Raw genomic sequence first — 16,222 nt, 5'->3', positions numbered from 1 at the left:
TTCGTTCTGAAGGGCGAAATATAGGATCGCGCTGTTTCACATCGTTGAACAACGATGATTGACTGGTCGCTCACCCGATGTCTTCGCGCTCAGTTTTATCGGAGGCGGGCGGGTCGATTCGACGCGTCTGGTCCTCGGCCGGCGAATCCGGTTCCACGGACCATTTGGGCGGCAATTGCTTGTTGGTCTTGGCGCCCAGCTCTCGCAGCATCTCGACCTGTCTGAGGACATTGCCCGGCCCCTCGGCAAGCTGGCTGCGGGCATCCGAGTAGCCTTTCATGGCGCTTTCGAGGCCCTTTTCGATCTTGTCCATATTGGTCAGGAAGCCCTCGACCTTGTCATAGAGCTTGCCGGCCCGGTTGGCGATTTCCTCGGCATTCTGGTGCCGCTTCTCCACATCCCAGAGATTGCGCACCGTGCGCAATATGGTCATGAGCGTGGTCGGCGTCGTCAGCATCACGCCGCGGGTGATACCGAATTCGATAAGATCACGATCTGCCCCCACCGCAGCGCCAAGCGCCGCCTCGATGGGCACGAACATCACCACATAGTCGAGCCCAGAGCCCGTGTGGCGCTGATATTCTTTGTCCGAAAGGGTGCGGATATGGGTGCGGATCGAATCGATATGCGCCTTGAGGCTGGCCTGCCGGTCATGGTCTTCGCTGGCATTGGTAAAGGTCTCGAACGCGGTCAGCGAGACCTTGGAATCGATGATCAGCACATCGTCGTTCGGCATCAGGATTTCGACATCGGTCCTCAGTCGACCGCCACCTTCCGCCGTATGGGACTGCTGAATGCGGTATTGTTCGCCTTCGCGCAGGCCGGACCGTTCGAGAATGGTCGAAAGGATCATTTCGCCCCAGGCGCCCTGGGTCTGGGCGCTGCCCTTGAGGGCCCGGGTGAGGTTGTTTGCATCGGACGATATTTGCAGTGTGCGTTCGGTAAGCGACTTGATCTCTGCCCCAAGCGCCGCACGGTCTTTCAACAGGCCCTCATGGAACTGGGTGATTTTCTCGCGCAACGGCTTGAGCAGCAGATCGACCTGTTCGCGGTTCTGGCGAGAAAAGGTCTCCCCGTGCTGGGTGAGGATTTCGCCCGAGATCGCCTTGAAGCGCTCGGACATCTCTTCCAGCGCCTGCTGGTTGCGCTTTTCGGCGGATTCGTTGTGCCGGGCCTGTTCGACCAGGCGGGTTTCGAGCGTGGCCTTGGCCGCTTCCAACTGGGTGATGCGGGTGAACTGGTCGTCGAGCCGTTCGGCGGCTTCTCTCAGCCGCGTATCGCGTTCCGCGATCTGCTGATTGAAACTTGTGCGCAGCGCATCGGTGGCCGCCTGCGCGGCCTCTTCGGTACGCTGGCGCGAACTGCGCGTGATGATGACGATGATCGCCGCCAACAGCACGAGCGCCAGCGCCACCCCGGCAATGGTGAGATGAGCGACGGTGACCGGGGTCCCGCCCAAAACGAACACTTCGTAATCCATCGCGTGAAACTAGCCGATTCGCCGCGCTTGCGCCGGGGTTTGAGCGGTTGACCAAACCGGTTGAATGCCCATATTGCACAATCGCAAAGGATGGACACGATGAGCCTACGCGAAATACTCGTCATCCCCGATCCGCGACTGAAAGAAGTCGCCAAGCCGGTGGAGACGATCGATGAGGACACCAGGACCCTCATCAAGGACATGTTCGACACCATGTATGACGCCCCTGGCATCGGGTTGGCGGCACCCCAGATCGGTGTGCTCGAACGCATCGTCGTGATCGATATCCAGCGCGAGGACGACCCGCAGACCGGCCCGATCGCGCTCATCAATCCCGAGATTGTCGAGGAATCCGAGGATCGCGTTGTGTCCGAGGAGGGGTGCCTGTCGATTCCCGAGATCTACTACGATGTCGAGCGCGCGGCCGAGGTGACCGTCAAATTCACCGACGAGAACGGTGAAACCGTCACCCGGCATTGTACCGACCGGCTGGCAATCTGCGTCCAGCACGAGATCGACCATCTCAACGGCGTGCTTTACATCGATCATATCTCGCGGCTGAAACGCGACCGCGTCATCAAGAAATTCAACAAGCTCGCCAAGCGCGCCAGCTAGCGCGCCGGCGAAAGCCGAAAGTCGATATGCGCATCATCTTCATGGGCACGCCGGAATTTTCCGTGCCGACGCTGACCGAATTGGTGGCGCGCGGCCATGACGTGTGTGCGGTTTACACCCAGCCGCCGCGCCCGGCGGGTCGCGGGCAGGGCGAACGAAAATCGCCGGTGCACGAGGCCGCCGAAGGCTTCGGCATCGAGGTGCGCACCCCCGACAATTTCAAGGCGGAACAGGACCGCGAGGCCTTCGCCGCGCTCGATGCTGATGTGGCGGTGGTTGTCGCTTACGGGCTTTTGTTGCCTGAAGCCGTGCTCAACGCCCCCGAATATGGCTGCTTGAACCTGCACGCGTCGTTATTGCCGCGCTGGCGCGGCGCCGCGCCGATCCAGCGGGCGATCATGGCCGGAGACACCGAAACCGGCATCATGGTCATGAGAATGGAAAAGGGGCTCGATACCGGGCCTGTAGGGCTGATCGAACGCGTCTCCATCACACCGGAAATGACGGCCGGTGAACTCCATGATCAGTTGATGGTGCTCGGCGCGGACATGATGGGGCGGGCCCTTGCCGCCCTGGAGCGTGGCGGGTTGAGTTTCACCGCGCAGGTTGAGGATGGCGCAACCTACGCCAAAAAGATCGACAAGACCGAGACCCGAATCGATTTTGCGCAGCCTGCAGACGCGGTCCGGGCGCATATCAACGGTCTCTCGCCCTTTCCCGGCGCCTGGTTCGAGGCGGAAGGGGACAAGGGGGGCAAACCCCAGCGCATCAAGGCGCTGCGCGCCGTCACGGTCGATGGCAATGGCGAACCCGGCGCGGTCATCGACGCCGAGGGTGTCACTGTTTGCTGCGGGGAGGGCGCAGTGCGCATCACCGAACTTCAGCGCGCGGGTTCGAAACCGATGCAGGCCAGTGAGTTCGCCCGCGGGCTCAGGATCGCCAAAGTCGTGTCCTGACCAGCTTCATCGCCGCGCCGGGGCCAAGGCCCCGTCTTCCACTCGGAACACCGCATAGAAATCGCGGGGCTCTCCGCCCCAGTCGCGGCTGACAATTTCGATCAACCGCGCGCGGTTGGCGAGTGAAGCCGGGAGCTGCGGCGCCCGGTCAGCATCGGCATCGACCACCAAAAGGGCCGGTCCGCCTGGCAGGTCCAGCTTGGGCAGGAAGCCATAGCGCGCGCCGTCATCGACCGGCAGGACCAGCCGGCCCTCACCCCCGCCGACGTAGAATCGCACAAGACCGGTCAGCCCATAGCTGCCACTGACCCCGATCCAGCTTGCATTCTGACTTTCCGCCAGCTCATCGATCCGCGCGGCAGCTGCCTCCCAGCCATGCAATTCATCGGTGCGGTCGGTCCCCGCCACCCGAACCTGCGGCAGGCTGGCCTGGGCATAGATCAACCCCACCAGTGCGATGCCGGCGATGGTGCGCCCACCGATAAGGATCTGGCCGAGCGCGCGGAAACCGCGGCTGTCCGCTATGGTGACGGCCGTCCATGCGCCGAGCAGGGTGAGCGCTGGCCAGACTGGTTGCGTCCAGTTCGCTTCTGCACGCGACCCGGCGGCATGAACCAGGAAATAGACAAGGATCGGCAGGCTGCTCCAGACGAGGAGGGAAGTGCCCTCGCGATCCATCCGCCAGCGATGCAGCAGGTGCAGGCCATAACCAAGCACGATGAGCACGAACAGGAACGGGCCGACGATCAACACCTGGCTGGCGAGGAACTCGCCGAGATTGGCCGGTGGCCCCTGGCCGTCGATGAGGTCGGCAGACCGCCCGAACTGCAGGGTGAAGCTCGGCCAATCATTCGCCGCGCTCCACAGGAGATGCGGAGCGACCACCAACCCGGCCAGCAATCCGCCGAGCCAGAGTTGCCTTTGGGTTAGATAGCCCCAGCGAGCCGGGCGGATCAGGATCCACAGGACAAGGCCCGCACCGAAAAACAGGTTGGTGTATTTCGACAGAACCCCGAGCCCGGCAAACAGCCCCACCGCATACCACCAGCGCGGATGCCGTGACTGGGCGAGTTCGGCCACCGCCCACAGAGCGAGCGTCCAGAACAGGATCGAGGGCGCATCGGGCGTAGTGAGGAACAGTCCCAGCGCCGAGGATGGCGTGAACAGGGACCATATGGCGGCCAGCGCCCCGACCCGCGCGTCGGCAAACAGCGCCACCGCCATGCGATAGAGAAGGAGCGGCACCAGCGCCCCCGCGCCGACAGCAAAAAGCCGCACCCCGAATTCGCCTTCCATGCCGAGTGCCTGTCCGCCGGCGATGAACAGCGCCACCATGGGCGGGTGGTCGAAATAGCCGGGCTGAAGATACTCGGCCCACATGGCGTAATAAGCTTCATCGGCAACCAGATTGGTCGCGCCGGCCAGCCAGATCTTGAAGGCGGTAACCGCCGCAACGACGATGATGATGAAGAAAGGCCGGGCCCAGAGGGGCGAGACGTAATCTGAGGTGATTCCAGAAGGCATCAGTCGAATTGAAACGCCTTTTTCAGGATGTCGTAGAGTTGCTTCCCACTCTGCCGATCTAGCTGCAGTGACTGACTGGTTTTACCGGGCATTTCGCGGGTCTTCCGTCCGACGGTGTTTATTTGCACCAATGCCTTGCCATCTTGCTCCAAAATCGCATATCGCGCTTCAATCTCGTCATGAAGGCTGTTTCTCTGCAATGAGAGCGGCTCGAATTTTCGAATGAGTGCCATTCCCGTTCCCCTCCGTGAGTCGAACAGAAAACTACATGCCCCGCTACAAGCTGACCATCGAATATGACGGGACGCCCTTCATGGGCTGGCAGCGCCAGGCGCACGGGCCCAGCGTCCAGCAGGCGCTCGAGGAGGCGGTGCTCGGCTTTTCGGGCGAGGACGTGACGAGCCAGGCGGCGGGTCGCACCGATGCGGGCGTGCATGCGCGTGGCCAGGTCGCCCATATCGATCTCACCCGCGAGTGGGACCCGTTTCGCGTCGCCGAAGCGATCAATCACCACCTCAAGCCCGATCCGGTGATCATCATCGATTGCCAGCAGGTCGAAGAAACCTTCGAGGCCCGATTTTCTGCCACCGCCCGGCATTATGAATTCCTGATCCTCAATCGTCGCGCCCGCCCCGCGCTTGAGGCCAACCGGGTATGGCAGGTGCCTCAACCGCTCGATGCCGGCGCCATGCATGAGGCGGCGCAGACCATCCTCGGCAAGCACGACTTCACCACCTTCCGCGCCGCCCAGTGCCAGGCGAAATCCCCGATCAAGACCCTCGACCGGCTCGATGTTTCGCGGGAAGGGGAAATGGTGGTGATCCGCGCCTCGGCCCAGAGCTTTTTGCACAACCAGGTGCGTTCGCTTGCCGGTTCGCTCAAGCTGGTCGGCGAGGGCAAATGGCCGATTGCGGAGATGCGCGCAGCGCTTGACGCCGCCGACAGGACCCGTTGCGGTACGGTTGCCCCGCCCGACGGCCTATATCTCATCCGCGTCGATTACCCCTGAGCGCCTATTGCGTCTGCATGTTTCCGAGCGCGGCCATGTGCTCGGCGATGAACGGGGCGAAGGGCATCATGGCGATCATCATTGCGGCGAACATCGCAATCCCCATGCCCAGGATCATCGGCACGTCGAGCCCTGCGATCATCTGGCTCGAACGCACGAAATAGAACAGCAGCACCGAATACACGACCACGATGAAGAACATGCCGTTGAGCCCCACAAGGGTGAGGACCAGCGCGGCCGCGGTCACGATCACATCGTTCCAGTTCCAAACGGTGAGGAGCGGCACCAGCGCCCGTTCGCGCTTGACCAGCCGCAGGAATGCGTAAACCCCGATCACCCGGGCCGCATAGAGATAGGCCTGCAGGATGACGAGCGCATAGGCGGGCACGATAAACACGCCCTCGGCGGTTTCGCCGAGATTGAGCGGCTGCACGAACACCATCAGCGCGACCACCGGGATCAGGGAGGTCACGAAGCCCCGAAGGGAAAGATCGAACTGGTCCGGAGCGGATCGGTCGTTTCGGAGGACCGCCCACCAGCCGCGCAAGGCAGACTGGATTTCTTCTGAAAAGGTCATTCGCCGCACAATACACCTAGAATGGGGACAAGGTGGGCATTTTCGGCGGCGAGATCAACCACTTCGGCTGCGGCAGAGTTGACAATGGGTTGGCGCCCATCCCCCACACGCTACTGTTGAAGTCTACCGCCCGTAAGATCGGTGTGAAAAGCATGGATCGAATTGTTGGGTGCAAAGTCAAAGCAGTGGCAGCCTAAGCCACCGGCCCGGCCAGCAGCCAGTAAGGGATCGCGCCCACCACGCCGCCGATCAGCCCGGCAAGCAGCAAGCCGATGGTTTTGAGCACACCGAAATCGAGAAACAGGCGCGTGGCGCGGAATTGAATGAGGATCAGCGCGATGGTGATCAGGAGCACGACGGTCAGGCTGACAAGGGGTACCAGCAGATCCGCCATCCCGGCGTTGGCTGGCGGGGCGGCGCTGCCGTGAACCAGAAGCGCGACCAACCCCAGATTCACCGGAACCAGGAACACCGAAAGCCAGTTGCTGGCCGTCAGGTATTGGAGGAAATCCGGTTCCCGGCCCATGGCACGGATGTAGAGGTAGAGCCCGCCAACGACTCCGGCGAACTGCGCGACATCGGTATAGGCGCGCAAAGTGGCATCGGGCTCGCCGGCGGCCATTGCCAGGGTGACGGTCACCGCATGCAGCACCACGACCGCGATCAGCGAGGTGACAAGGGCTCGTTGCCCGTCACCGAAAAACGCCCGCGCCTGCGAATCACGGCGCCAGACGGCCAGCCAGCCCCGGGCTGCCAGCAGCGCCTCTTCAAGAAGCGTCATGCGCGCTCATCCGAGAGAAACGTCCGGGTGAAGTCGGTGTAGATGCCGGTGAGGGTCACGACCTCGGCAACAGGCACCCGTTCATCCACCTTGTGCATGGTGGCGCCGACAAGTCCGAACTCGGCAACCGGGCAATAGGGCGCGATATAGCGCCCGTCCGAAGTGCCGCCGGTGGTCGAGCGCACCGGCTCGCGCCCCGTACCACGTGTGACGGCGTTGGCCAGCATGTCGATTGCCGGCGCGTCGGCGCTCAGGAATACCGGCGAGGTGCCCGGCTTGATCGTGATGGAAACTTCGCATTCATCTGCCGGCACCGCGGCGATCTCGGCCCTGATCCATTCGGCAAGGCTGTCCGGCGTCCAGGTGTCGTTGAACCGGATATTGAACTGCAGGGTTCCCGAGGCGGGGATGATGTTAGAAGCGGTGTTGCCCGTATCGATGGAGACGAGTTCGAGATTGGTCGGCGGGAAATGCGTGGTCCCCTGATCGAGTTCGGCTGCATCGAGGGCATCGGCGATGCGCGCCAACAGCGGCAGCGGATTGCGGGCCCGGTCGGGATAGGCAACGTGACCCTGCACGCCCGTCACGGTGACGATGGCGCTCAGCGAGCCGCGGCGTCCGATCTTCATCATGTCGCCCATCTCGGCCACGCTTGACGGTTCGCCCACCAGACAGAAATCGAAGCGATGGCCCTGGGTATCGGCCCATTGCATCAGCTTCTTGACGCCATTGATGCCGTCAGCCTCCTCGTCGCCAGTGATGGCCAGCGAGATTGTGCCTGCGCCTTCGGGGATATCGGCCAACGCTGCGCAGAATGCCGCGACGCCCGATTTCATGTCGACTGCCCCGCGCCCCCAGATAGTGCCGTCGGCTTCCTCGGCGGAGAAGGGTGGATGGGTCCATGCGCCTTCGTCGCCCGGCGGGACCACATCGACATGGCCGCAGAACAAGAGGTGCTTGCCGCCAGAGCCGCGCGTCGCAAACAGATTGTCGACCGGATAGGAGCCGTCACCCTCGAATGTCAGCCTTGTGCAGGTGAAACCGAGACCCTCGAGGAAGCGCTGGGTCACATCGAGCGCGCTGCCCGCATCCGGCGTTACCGTGGGGCAACGGATCAGATCTTTCAGCAGGGAAACAGCCACCTCGCCCTGATTGCCCTGTTTCTGTGCCATGCCCTGCTCCCCGTATCGCCATTGCAGTCTGTCTTTGGAGGAAAGGCGATACGCGGAAGCGCGCCGGTATGCAACTCGCCCGAGGGAGTGAGTTGGCCCTAGTAGGCGAACTTGATGTCCTCGCCGGTCAGCGGATCGGGGCCGTAGATGTTGGGACCGTCGGTGCCGCGCAGAAAGCCGAGCGGGATGAGCAGCACAAGGAAGATCAAACCGGAGATGATCTGGAGCGCGATGCCGACCATCCCGACTGAAACCATGGCCTGGCCCGGTGCGATCTCGACATAGCTGTAGTGAAGGCCCAATGGCTTGGCGATCAGGACAAGGCCAGTAACGCTGAGTGCTGTCCAGATCAGCGGCCCCCAGGAGTCCCGGTCCTGGGCCCGTTTGATCATGATCGCTGCATGAGGCACAAGCAAGGGTGCCGCGATGATGAACTCGATCCAGCCACTCCACTCCAGAACCGCAAGAGCCTGAGGAATGTCGGACAATGGCATGATCCCGCGCATGTTTGCCGGTGCGTCGGGAATGCCGGCGCTGCCGACCACGAAGACTACCCCCGCATATACCGCAATTGCGTAGACAAAGCCGAGCAGTCCCAGCGTCAAGCTGGCCAGCCAGAATTCCTTTCGGCTGATCCGTCCCTCGAACGATGTCAGCCAATAGATGATGGAGCGCATTCCCGTTTCTCCCGATCTGCAGATGTTGTCGTCGGGAATAAGGGGGAAGTCTTTCGCTTTGGTGTGTTGAAAAGGAAAATTGCAAGTAAACGACCGAATGTTGAAATATATATGTAGTGCAAATGGATTAGGGGTTTATGCAAGTCGGCCTTTGAGCTTTGCAATGTTCGTCAGTTGAAACGGTCAGCCTAGCGGGTCTGCACCATGCATATTGGGGCCGGGATCGCCTCTGAGAAAACCCAGAACGACCAGCAAGACGAAGTCGGCGACCACCACGGCACCCGAGACGATGCTGCCCGCAAGCGTTGGCACGGCGACGAAACCATCGCCAAGTGAGGTTGTGGTGTAGAACAGGCCCGTAACCTGCATGCCCAGAAAGATTGCGGTCAGCCCCGCCGCGATCCAGACCAGTAAGCCATTGGCACTCCGGTCGTGCCGGCGTTTGACCGCGAGCGCCGTCCACGGCACCAGGAACAACACGAACACGATCACGTTCACCCAAACATGCCTCAGCGCATAGGCGATCGCAGCGTCCGGCTCGATGAATGTGGTTGCCGGGTCATTATTGGCGATGGTCAGCGCCAGTACGACAGCGACGATGACGACGGCGACACCCAGCACCAGCGTGTAAATCCACCAAGTGCGGCGTCCGATGCGCCCGCCATAGGATGTGTAAAGCGATAGCGGTGACATTTTGCGATCTCAACCGATAAACTTCTGTGCGTTCAGCAGCAACAAAGACTAGCCCGGGGACGTTCTCACGTCAGCTTGAAGAATAGCGCATCGCGCAAAGGTGAGGATTGTTTGATCGCGGTGAAACAAGAAATGCCGCCAGTGAAGGCGGCATTTCGACTTGCAGACGGAATGCTATTCCAAGGAGGGGTGCGGGGCTCAGGCCAGCGGGTCTTCGCCATAGCTGTTGGGGCCCTGGGTTCCCTTGAGGAAGCCGAGCACGATCAGCAGGTAGACGCCGATGATGAAGGACACGAGGCCCAGCACCCAGCCCACCACATTCGGAGCGGGGATGACCATGCCGCCACCCATATCCATCATGGTGTAATAAAGGCCGAAGGCCTGCATCAGAAGAGTGATGGCCGAGATCCCGACTGCCGCCCAGACCAACATGCCGCTCGAATCCCGGTCATGAGCCCGTTTGATCATCAACGCAGTCCAGGGCACCACGAAGATCACGAAGGTAATGATGTTGGCCCAGGCCGCCTTCTGTGCCAGCCCCATGATGAGATCCACATAGTCTTGCGGATCGGTGCTGCCGATTTCGGGATAACCGAACATGTTGACCCCGAGGATCGCATTCACGATGGCGCCGACGATGATCGCCGCCACGATCAGGATGATGACCCCGATCCAGAATTTCTGCCGGCCGATCCGGCCGTCATAGGATGTGTAGAGTGATTTGAAATCCATTAATTCGTCCTCCGCAGCATGGCGCCTGTTGCGCCACGCCAAGAAGATTAACGGATTCCCGGTTCCGCGTCAGCGCATCCCTTCAAGACCGGGGGATAACCGTCAAGTCACTGCCAGAGGGCAAGGATCAGAGAAAGAACAAGGATCAGAACGCTCTGGCTGCCAATGGCGAGAACCCCTGCCTGCCAGCGCTTGAGAAAGGCATAGCCGGGCAGGGCGGTCGCGACGGCAAAACATACCGCGAAGACCAGACCGAACACGATGCCGTCTGCGATGCCGGCAACCCCGAAGGCTCGTTGGCTGACGGCCAGGCCGATGGTGAGCAACGCCATGCAGGCGACCCCGATGCCATAGGTGTAGCCGGGAACCTGGCTGGTGTGCTCCTGTTTGCTCGCTGCGCCATAGGCCCGCGCCCAGGGCTCGCCGAACAGCACAAAGAACCAGACGGTCAGAAACGCCTGGCCGACGACGATGCTGACGAGAACCGCCAGCCAGTTCAAAGACGCAAAATCGATGTTCACGGGTTTGACCTTCCCTTGTCAGATGGTGCCGCAAATTCGCTGAAGGCGGGCAGGATGGTGGCCCATCCCTTTTCGAATAACGCGACCCGCTGGCTCCACTCGCCGGGGACCGCATTGGCCGCCGCACTGTGTTCGACATCGACCCGTGTGCCTTCGGCCACTCGCTCGAACCGGATCGCGACCACCGTCGGTTCGGTGATCTTTCCCGGGTTCCACGAATAGCGGATCCCATGCGGGGGATCGCAATCGATCACGGTGCCCAGCACCGCCTCCTGCCCGTCATGCGCCCGTTCGAGAAAGAGGCCGCCCGCACGCGGCTCGAGCGTCAGTGTCGAGGCCTCGAACCGGCGATGCCCTTTCGGCCACCACAGATCGATCTTGCCGGTAAACACATCAAAGGCGTGTTCGAGCGGGCAATCGACGGTGATTGAACGGGTCAGCGCCTCAGTCATCGGTGCTCCCGGCGTCTTTTGTTGGTGCCGTGTTTTCGGCCACAAGGCGAAACCGGTGGAGCGCTTCGGCCCAGAATGTATCGAGCCAGACGCGCGCCGCCTCGAAACCGGTCGCCTCGAGCCGGTAGACCCGCCGCGTGCCCTGCGCCTCATGGGCGACCAGCCCGGCTTGCTCGAGCAGCTTGAGGTGTTTGGAGATCGCCGGCCGGCTGATCGGGAACCGCGCCGCGATCTCACCGACGGGCTGCGGTTCATCCATCAGCATGCCAAGAATCTCCCGCCGCACCGGGTTGCCCAGCGCATCGAGCGTTGTCTCGGCAGGGGCGAGGCGGTGTGCGGCGGCGGTGGGCAATGGCGATTCCATTGGTAACATGAGAATTACGGTAATCCAGAAGTTACATAATCGGGTGCGCGAGTCAATGATGCAGTTGAGACGGGAATTGCAGGCTTTGGTAAGCTGGTTTGAAAGGCATAGGATTCGGAAAATCCGGATGACCAGGTTCTTGGGTGTTGTCTAGCATTGCAATGGGATTAGGGGAGAAGCGATGGCCGAACTACCAGAGATGCTCGAACGCGGTGAAACGGCTCGTCTGTTTCCCGTTTTAGCCGACACCAGCCGTGAAATGCGCATGGCATCCATATTTCTGGCCTTGCTCACCCAAGTCAGACCGTTGGCCAAGGCCATGCTTGGGTCGGTGGGACAGAATGCTGGAAAAAGGGCCCAAATTGCCACCTTCACCGAGGTCGTTTTCAAACAGCGAGGAAGCATAAAGGAGCGACCAGATGGTTTGCTGGTCATTTCAAACGGAAAATCCAGTTGGAGTGCCTTGATAGAGGCGAAAATCGGAAAAGCTCAAATTGATGCGGGGCAGGTTGAGCGATACCTCGAACTGGCAAAACTTAACGGGATCGATGCGGTTATTACGATCTCCAACGAGTTCGTGAGGACCGCAGAACAATCTCCGGTCGAAGTGCCGAAGTCCCTTCTTCGGCGCTGCAATCTCTATCATTGGTCTTGGGTGTCCATTCTCACTCAAAGCGAAATTATGGCCCATCAAGAGCGGATCGAGGATAACGAGCAGAAGTATCTATTGTCAGAGTTCATCAGGTTGTTGCGCCATAGTGGCACCGGCGTTGAGCGGTTCACTCAGATGAACAAGGATTGGAGCGACCTTGTCCGAGCTGTTGCGCACCAAGGCAACCTTAAGAAGACATCGCCCGAAGTCGAAGAAGGCGTGGCTGCCTGGTTTGAGGAGGAGAGAGATCTCTGTCTTCAACTGGCGAGACACGTTGGTCGGGAAATCGAGACGGTTGTCGAAAGGAAGTTCAAGGATGACCCCTCCGCCAGGCTGAGAAATGGAGCGTCACGCCTAGTTGAAGACTTTGTCTTGGAGAGTGTTTTGCGAATTCCGGATGGCGCAGCGGACCTCGAAATAATTGCAGACATTGCTCGCCGATCTGTCTCAGTCGGCATGCGGCTGAAGGCACCAACTGACCGGAAGTCAACCAAGGCACGCGTTAACTGGTTATTGCGGATGCTCAAAGACGATGACCCCCGGCTGGTTGTCAGAGCCCACTGGCCGGGGCGTACCTCCCCCACCCAAGAATTCCTGAACGTCTTGCGAGATCGACCCGATGCGCTCCAGGTCGACAATTCTCAGGCTGCGCCTCATTCATTTGAGGTTTTGATGATTGAAACACTGGGGAAAAGGTTCTCGGGCAGAAGGACCTTTATTGAAGACTTGGAGTGTGTGGTTCCAGATTTTTACGACATGGCCGGCCAGCACCTCAGGGCTTGGCAGGCCTCTCCGCCCCGACCATTGAAGTCCAGTCGGGACGAAGCAGAACCTAGTGGAGAGACCGAGTCCCGGAATACAGATGGCTTTTGGGTAGATCGTTTCTGACCGCAACGGTATTCCAAGGGCTCTCCTTCAGTCCCGCAGCAATTCGTTGATCGAGGTCTTTGAACGGGTGCGTTCGTCGACCTGCTTGACGATCACAGCGCAATAAAGCGAAGGGCCGGGCATGCCGTCGGGCAGCGGCTTGCCGGGCATGGAGCCGGGCACCACCACCGAATAGGGCGGCACTTCGCCCCGGAAAGTCTCGCCGGTCTCGCGATTGACGATCTTGGTCGAGGCGCCGAGATAGACCCCCATCGACAGGACCGAGCCTTCGCGCACGATCACGCCCTCGGCGACTTCCGCGCGCGCGCCGATGAAGCAGTGATCCTCGATGATCACCGGCCCGGCCTGCAGCGGCTCGAGCACGCCGCCGATCCCCGCCCCGCCGGACAGATGTACATTCTTGCCGATCTGGGCGCATGAGCCGACGGTCGCCCAGGTGTCGATCATCGCTGATTCATCGACATAGGCCCCAAGATTGACAAAGCTCGGCATCAGCACGGCGCCGCGGCCGATAAAGGCCGAGTGCCGGACGATGGCGCCCGGAACGGCCCGGAAACCGGCCTCGCGGAAATTGGCTTCGTTCCAGCCGACAAACTTCGAGGGCACCTTGTCCCACCACACCGCGCCGCCGGGGCCGCCTTCGATCACTTCCATATCGTTGAGGCGGAAGGAGAGAAGCACGGCCTTTTTGAGCCACTGATTGACCGTCCAGTTCCCGTCGGCGGCCTTTTCGGCAACACGGGCCTGGCCGCTGTCGAGAAGCGCCAGCGCTTCATTGACGGCGTCGCGCACGTCGCCGGTGGTGGCGGGGGTCACGCTCTCGCGATTGTCAAAGGCGGTGTCGATCGCCTGGGCGAGGTTGGCATGGCTCATGGTCTGCTCCGAAAATAGGCATTGGGCTGGATTGCGCGCGACATTACCGGGCCCGCCCCCCCTGTCAACATTGCAGCACTGATCGGGGATATCGCGCATTTGACTTTAACTTGTCGCTGCCATGATGCAGGGAAAGGCATCCCGCGCAAAGGAGACCGCCAAATGGTGAAACGCCGGCACACATCGCTCAGAAGCTCGGTCGAGGACATCGAGACCACCCGGCACGTGCCGCGCACCGCGCAGACCGAAGCCGCCGCCTATCGTCTGGCTTTCACCGACGAGGAATTCATGACCTCGCAGGATTTGCGCGGCGTCAGGTTCCAGCTCGAATATCTCAAGCCCGAAATGTGGCTGAGGGAACGCGGCATCAATTCGACGGTGGTGCTGTTCGGCGGCGCGCGCATCCCCGCGCCGGGTGAGGAAGCCTGGGCGGCCCTGACCCCGATCGCCAAGAAGAACCTCGAGCGCAATTCCAAATATTATGACGAGGCGCGGCTGTTCGCGCGCTACGCCTCGCGCACCGCCGAAGCGCTTGAATACAAGGAATTCATCGTGGTCACCGGCGGCGGGCCGGGTGTCATGGAGGCCGGCAATCGCGGCGCATCCGAATATGGCGCACCGTCCATCGGGCTCAATATCGTTCTGCCGCACGAGCAGGCGCCCAACCGCTATGTCGACCCCGAGCTGTGCTTCAACTTCCATTATTTCGCGACCCGCAAGATCCATTTTCTCCTCAGGGCGAAGGTCGTGGCCATCTTCCCTGGCGGGTTCGGCACGCTCGACGAATTCTTCGAAACCCTGACGCTCATCCAGACCGGTCGCATGGAAGCGGTGCCGGTGCTTCTGTTCGGCAGGCAGTTCTGGGAGCGGGTCATCAATCTCGAAGCGCTGGCGGAAGAAGGCACCATCTCGCCTTCCGATCCGGATCTTTTCACCATCGTCGACAGCGCCAAGCAGGGCTGGGAAGTCGTGCAGAATTTCTATGGCCTGCCGGCGATCAGCGACAATGATTTCGAGGCGTAAAGCGTCCCCCTTCACCGGAGCAACTCCCGCAAATGGGAAGCGCGGCCGCCTCGGGCAAGCGTGAAAATGCGCGTGACCATGGTTTTTCGCGCTTGCGCGACTTTTGGCGCACGCTCACATATTCCGCATTGATGGCGGGGCAGGGTGCCCTGCCACTCGGCTGGCATATTTCCGACCCGGACATATCCGAACGGCACGTGGAGGGGACCCTGGTTCTCAATCGAATTGGCTATTTCGCGCTCGCCTTTCTGGCGGTTGCAATTTCCCTTGTTTCCATGCGCTTCCTGACATTCGATCCGGGCGTTCTGGCAGAAGAGCTGAGGGCCAACCTCCTGGGCAATCCGCTCCTGTTCTTCCTGCACACAACCGTTTCGCCCTTTGCTCTGCTGCTCGGCGTCTTCCAGTTCCTGCCGGCGACACGGCGAACGGCCTGGCACCGCTGGTCGGGGCGGCTTTACGTGCTGCTCTGCCTGCTCGGCGCGGCTTCAGGCCTCGGCATCGCCTTCACCACCACCATGGGCCCGCTGGTAGGCTCCGGTTTCGCCATTCTCGCGGTCTTGTGGTTCGCCGCCACTTACAATGCCTATCGCTTCGCCCGGAACCGGGACTTCGCCCGCCACCGGCGCTGGATGATCCGCTCCTATGCCCTGACCGCAGCCGCCATCACCCTGAGGCTCATCCTGCCGATCAGCGGGCTTGCGGGTCTTTCCTTCGCCCAGGGCTACCTGATTGCTGCCTGGGGCTGCTGGACGATCAATATCGTGATCGCCGAACTCATCATCCGCGCCCGCCCCAATCCGGGCGCGCTGCCTGACCGGGTGGCGTCCGCACGGAAGGACACGCTGGCCGCTTAGGCGTTCGCCTCAGGCCCTCGCCCTTCGACAAGCTCAGGGTGAGGGCTCGGGGGTGCATCCTCCCGGGCCGCCCCGGACGCTTTTTACCTCGCGCCGGTGGGCTGATCCGGGGCCTGTTCGCATTTGGCATGGAGGTCCCGGATCATTCTCTGCCTCGCGCCGGCGGGCCGGCCGGGACAGCACAAGGAGGTGCAGCCTTCCACCGCAGCAGGCCCGGCAGGCTTTTGCCTCCGAGGTTTGCGACAGAGCGGGAGTGGGACGCGGAACGTCTCATCCGAAACTAGTAAAAGCGAGGCGCACCGCGTCCCACTCATCCGGGGTTTTGGGCTTGGACTGCGTCAACGGGCTGGGGTCAATCCCCGCTCTCTTTCGAGAGTAC

General features: G+C 61.3%; 19 protein-coding genes. 6 read left to right on the top strand and 13 right to left on the bottom strand.

The window, feature by feature from the left end; genetic code table 11:
- Positions 1-70: 70 nt before the first annotated feature.
- Entirely contained in the window at positions 71-1,468 is a 1,398-nt protein-coding gene (locus G489_RS20655) for a DNA recombination protein RmuC (protein ID WP_162142437.1), read from the bottom strand.
- Positions 1,469-1,579: 111 nt separating this feature from the next.
- Here G489_RS20655 and def point away from each other — a divergent pair, with 111 nt between their 5' ends.
- Both def and fmt read left to right on the top strand, forming a co-directional pair.
- Positions 1,580-2,095 carry a peptide deformylase gene (def, locus tag G489_RS0113765; RefSeq protein WP_029042017.1) on the top strand — a complete coding sequence of 172 codons (516 nt, stop codon included), beginning with the start codon at positions 1,580-1,582 and terminating at the stop codon, positions 2,093-2,095.
- Positions 2,096-2,121: 26 nt separating this feature from the next.
- A complete protein-coding gene (gene fmt / locus G489_RS0113760) occupies positions 2,122-3,051 on the top strand; it encodes a methionyl-tRNA formyltransferase (protein WP_029042016.1) in 930 nt (309 codons plus the stop codon).
- A gap of 6 nt (positions 3,052-3,057) precedes the next feature.
- Here the strand turns inward: fmt and G489_RS0113755 are convergent, their stop codons facing one another.
- Together G489_RS0113755 and G489_RS0113750 are read right to left on the bottom strand one after the other, a co-directional pair.
- Positions 3,058-4,575 carry a glycosyltransferase family 39 protein gene (locus G489_RS0113755; protein WP_029042015.1) on the bottom strand — a complete coding sequence of 506 codons (1,518 nt, stop codon included), beginning with the start codon at positions 4,573-4,575 and terminating at the stop codon, positions 3,058-3,060.
- Positions 4,575-4,808, bottom strand: a complete 234-nt coding sequence (locus G489_RS0113750; protein WP_029042014.1) for a hypothetical protein — start codon at positions 4,806-4,808, stop codon at positions 4,575-4,577. Before G489_RS0113750 ends, G489_RS0113755 begins: the two co-directional genes overlap by 1 nt.
- A gap of 35 nt (positions 4,809-4,843) precedes the next feature.
- Between G489_RS0113750 and truA the strand changes: the two genes are divergently transcribed.
- On the top strand, positions 4,844-5,584 hold the full coding sequence (gene truA / locus G489_RS0113745) for a tRNA pseudouridine(38-40) synthase TruA (protein WP_029042013.1): 741 nt from the start codon (positions 4,844-4,846) through the stop codon (positions 5,582-5,584).
- Between the two features lie 4 nt (positions 5,585-5,588).
- Here the strand turns inward: truA and G489_RS0113740 are convergent, their stop codons facing one another.
- The 9 genes from G489_RS0113740 to G489_RS0113700 form a co-directional block, all read right to left on the bottom strand.
- On the bottom strand, positions 5,589-6,161 hold the full coding sequence (locus tag G489_RS0113740) for a hypothetical protein (protein ID WP_029042012.1): 573 nt from the start codon (positions 6,159-6,161) through the stop codon (positions 5,589-5,591).
- A gap of 193 nt (positions 6,162-6,354) precedes the next feature.
- A complete protein-coding gene (locus tag G489_RS0113735) occupies positions 6,355-6,942 on the bottom strand; it encodes a hypothetical protein (protein ID WP_029042011.1) in 588 nt (195 codons plus the stop codon).
- Positions 6,939-8,114, bottom strand: coding sequence for a succinyl-diaminopimelate desuccinylase (gene dapE / locus G489_RS20650; protein WP_035872805.1), 1,176 nt, complete (start codon positions 8,112-8,114; stop codon positions 6,939-6,941). Before dapE ends, G489_RS0113735 begins: the two co-directional genes overlap by 4 nt.
- Positions 8,115-8,212: 98 nt before the next feature.
- Positions 8,213-8,791: a DUF805 domain-containing protein gene (locus G489_RS0113725; protein WP_029042010.1), complete on the bottom strand. Its 579-nt coding sequence runs from the start codon at positions 8,789-8,791 to the stop codon at positions 8,213-8,215.
- 183 nt (positions 8,792-8,974) lie between these two features.
- Positions 8,975-9,484, bottom strand: a complete 510-nt coding sequence (locus G489_RS0113720) for a DUF805 domain-containing protein (protein WP_029042009.1) — start codon at positions 9,482-9,484, stop codon at positions 8,975-8,977.
- 198 nt (positions 9,485-9,682) lie between these two features.
- On the bottom strand, positions 9,683-10,216 hold the full coding sequence (locus G489_RS0113715) for a DUF805 domain-containing protein (protein WP_029042008.1): 534 nt from the start codon (positions 10,214-10,216) through the stop codon (positions 9,683-9,685).
- Between the two features lie 107 nt (positions 10,217-10,323).
- Complete coding sequence (locus tag G489_RS0113710) at positions 10,324-10,737, bottom strand: DUF1761 domain-containing protein (RefSeq protein ID WP_029042007.1); 414 nt, start codon at positions 10,735-10,737, stop codon at positions 10,324-10,326.
- Positions 10,734-11,189 (bottom strand): SRPBCC domain-containing protein, encoded by a 456-nt coding sequence (locus G489_RS20645; RefSeq protein ID WP_051332655.1) that lies wholly within the window; start codon positions 11,187-11,189, stop codon positions 10,734-10,736. The genes G489_RS0113710 and G489_RS20645 overlap by 4 nt, the downstream gene beginning before the upstream one ends.
- Positions 11,182-11,541, bottom strand: coding sequence for an ArsR/SmtB family transcription factor (locus tag G489_RS0113700; RefSeq protein WP_051332718.1), 360 nt, complete (start codon positions 11,539-11,541; stop codon positions 11,182-11,184). Before G489_RS0113700 ends, G489_RS20645 begins: the two co-directional genes overlap by 8 nt.
- Positions 11,542-11,734: 193 nt before the next feature.
- Here G489_RS0113700 and G489_RS0113695 point away from each other — a divergent pair, with 193 nt between their 5' ends.
- Positions 11,735-13,093 carry a hypothetical protein gene (locus tag G489_RS0113695; RefSeq protein WP_029042005.1) on the top strand — a complete coding sequence of 453 codons (1,359 nt, stop codon included), beginning with the start codon at positions 11,735-11,737 and terminating at the stop codon, positions 13,091-13,093.
- 27 nt (positions 13,094-13,120) lie between these two features.
- Here the strand turns inward: G489_RS0113695 and dapD are convergent, their stop codons facing one another.
- Positions 13,121-13,966, bottom strand: a complete 846-nt coding sequence (gene dapD, locus G489_RS0113690) for a 2,3,4,5-tetrahydropyridine-2,6-dicarboxylate N-succinyltransferase (RefSeq protein ID WP_029042004.1) — start codon at positions 13,964-13,966, stop codon at positions 13,121-13,123.
- A 162-nt stretch (positions 13,967-14,128) separates the two neighbouring features.
- Here dapD and G489_RS0113685 point away from each other — a divergent pair, with 162 nt between their 5' ends.
- Both G489_RS0113685 and G489_RS20640 read left to right on the top strand, forming a co-directional pair.
- Entirely contained in the window at positions 14,129-14,989 is an 861-nt protein-coding gene (locus G489_RS0113685) for an LOG family protein (RefSeq protein ID WP_029042003.1), read from the top strand.
- Between the two features lie 32 nt (positions 14,990-15,021).
- A complete protein-coding gene (locus G489_RS20640) occupies positions 15,022-15,843 on the top strand; it encodes a DUF2306 domain-containing protein (RefSeq protein WP_051332654.1) in 822 nt (273 codons plus the stop codon).
- Positions 15,844-16,222: the final 379 nt, after the last annotated feature.

This window comes from Cucumibacter marinus DSM 18995 (assembly GCF_000429865.1).
In the GTDB taxonomy this organism is placed as follows: domain Bacteria; phylum Pseudomonadota; class Alphaproteobacteria; order Rhizobiales; family Devosiaceae; genus Cucumibacter; species Cucumibacter marinus.
This window is presented reverse-complemented; position numbering and strand designations above follow the sequence as displayed.